A 2,270-nucleotide genomic window follows, 5' to 3' on the forward strand; every position below is an offset into this window, starting at 1 on the left:
ATTCGGAGTCGGGTCTTGCTCAGGATGGCCGGGGTGGAGCTATGAGGTAGCACACGAAGGCGTTCCTTCTGGCCTTTCTTTCCACCCTCATCGCCACCTTATTGGGTACCCTTCTGGCCCTGGGGTTGGAACGGCATCCCTTTGGGGCCCGCGCTCGGGCTTTTTTAGAAACTTCCCTTTATCTTCCGGTGATTACCCCCGACTTGATTCTGGCTGCCGCCCTAGTGGTGGCTTTTGCATTCCTTCAGCAGGTATCCTCACTCTTCGAGCCGGGTTTGGGGGCCATGGTGGTGGGCCATGTGACCTTTCAGGTGGGGTTTGTGGCCTTGGTGGTGATGAGTCGCCTGAAAAGCCTTCCCCGGGAGCTGGACGAGGCAGCCAGGGACCTGTATGCTACCTACCCTTACTACCTGCGGCGGGTGCTCATGCCCCTGTTGGCTCCGGGCATCGTGGCGGGTGCCATGCTGGCCTTCACCCTGTCTTTGGACGATTTCGTGATCAGCTTTTTCACAGCAGGGCCCACCAGCCAGACCTTGCCCCTGGTGATCTACGCTTCCACCCGTAGGGGCATTACACCCGAGATCCATGCGGCATCCACGTTGATTTTCCTGATCACGGTGGTCTTGGTGCTGAGCGCAGAGCGCTTCACAAGGAGGTCGGCATGAAAAGGGTATGGGTTCTTTTACTGGCGGGTCTGGCTATGGGATGGGCACAAAAAGGGGAGTTGCGGCTCTTTATCTGGTCGGAATACATAGACCCGGCGATCCTCGAGGCCTTTACGCAAAGGTATGGCTATAAGGTGCGCACGGACCTTTACGAGTCCAACGAGGAGATGGTCGCCAAGCTCCAGGCAGGAGGGGTGCGGCAGTATGACATCATCGTTCCTTCCGACTTTTATGTGCCCTCCATCATTCGCCTGGGCCTGGTCCAACCCCTGAATCACGGTAAGGTACCCAACCTGAAGAACCTTGACGACCGCTTCAAAAACCCTCCCTTTGACCCCGGCAACCGCTACTCGGCGGCTTACCAGTGGGGCACCACGGGGCTGATCTTCCGCAAGGACAAGGTGGCGAAGGCGGAAAGCTGGGCGGTGCTCTTTAAGGAACCGAAGGCCCCCTTCATCCTTATGGACTCAACCCGGGAGATGTTGGGCATCGCCTTGCGTTACCTGGGGTATTCGGTCAACACCAGGAATCCCAAGGAGGTCCAGGCTGCAGGCCAACTGCTGCTTCAAGCCAAAAGAAGCCGTTACTTCCTGGGGTTTGAAGGAGGGGTAGGGGGGAAGAACCGGGTGGTGGCTGGAGCGGCCAGCTATGCGGTGGTGTACAACGGAGATGCCGTCAGGGCGGCTGAGGAAAACCCGGGCAAGGTGGGATTCACCATTCCCCAGGAAGGCTCTACCCTTTGGGTGGACTCCATGATGATTCCGGCCAAGGCCCCTAATCCGGAGGCGGCCCATCTCTTTATCAACTTCATCCTGGAGCCCATGGTGGGGGCTCAGCTTTCCAACTTTAACCGCTATGCCACTCCCAATAAGGCGGCATTGCCCCATATTCGCCCGGAAGACCGCAAGAATCCTGCCATTTACCCGGATGCCCAGGTGATGAAGCACTCCGAGTTCATCCTGGATCTGGGAAAGGATAACCGCATCTACGACGAGGTCTGGACGGCAGTGAAGAGCCGATAGTACCAGGAGAAGCATGGGTTACATTCGCCTAAAAACTACCATTCCTGGACCCAAGAGCCAGGAGCTGCAAGAGCGCAGGGCCCGAGCGGTGACGCGTTCCCTGGCCCAAGCCAACCCTATTGCGGTAGCCCGGGCCCACGGCGCTTTGGTGGAGGACGTGGACGGAAATGTCCTCATTGACCTGGCAGGAGGGATCGGGGCCTTGGGGGTCGGCCATACGCCCAAAGCGGTGGTGGAGGCCTTGCAGGCCCAGGCAGAGCACCTCATCCACATGTGTGCCATCGTGGCCAACTACGAGCCGTATGTAGCCTTGGCAGAGGCGTTGAATGCCCTCTATCCCGGTTCTGGGCCGGCCAAGACCCTTTTGGCCAATGGGGGAGCGGAGGCGGTGGAGAATGCCGTGAAGTTGGCTCGGGCCTACACCGGCCGGGCTGGAGTCATGGTGTTTGAGGGGGCCTACCATGGACGGACTAACCTGACCATGGCCATGACCTCTAAGTACGCTCTCTTCAAAAAGGGGTTTGGTCCTGATACCGGTTGCCAAAGTTGTGGTCTGTTATTGACGTCTATCCTCTTCTGTGTT

General features: G+C 58.4%; 2 protein-coding genes and 1 pseudogene. All 3 read left to right on the top strand.

Annotation, left to right across the window (positions count from 1 at the left end):
- Positions 1–65: 65 nt before the first annotated feature.
- A pseudogene (locus tag ABWU19_RS14665) lies at positions 66–665 on the top strand (ABC transporter permease); the annotation flags it as partial.
- Positions 662–1,687, top strand: coding sequence for a polyamine ABC transporter substrate-binding protein (locus tag ABWU19_RS14670; RefSeq protein WP_435902383.1), 1,026 nt, complete (start codon positions 662–664; stop codon positions 1,685–1,687). The pseudogene ABWU19_RS14665 and the gene ABWU19_RS14670, both read left to right, overlap by 4 nt.
- A 13-nt stretch (positions 1,688–1,700) precedes the next feature.
- Positions 1,701–2,270 (top strand): aminotransferase class III-fold pyridoxal phosphate-dependent enzyme (locus ABWU19_RS14675; protein ID WP_435902384.1); only part of this gene is annotated, 570 nt, incomplete at its 3' end.

The sequence above is a fragment of the Meiothermus cerbereus genome, from assembly GCF_051297115.1.
GTDB lineage: Bacteria > Deinococcota > Deinococci > Deinococcales > Thermaceae > Meiothermus > Meiothermus cerbereus_A.

What these genes read in the sequence shown, in the direction of transcription:
- ABWU19_RS14670 (WP_435902383.1), top strand. Translation starts at nt 662, where the DNA reads ATGAAAAGGGTATGGGTTCTTTTACTGGCGGGTCTGGCTATGGGATGG.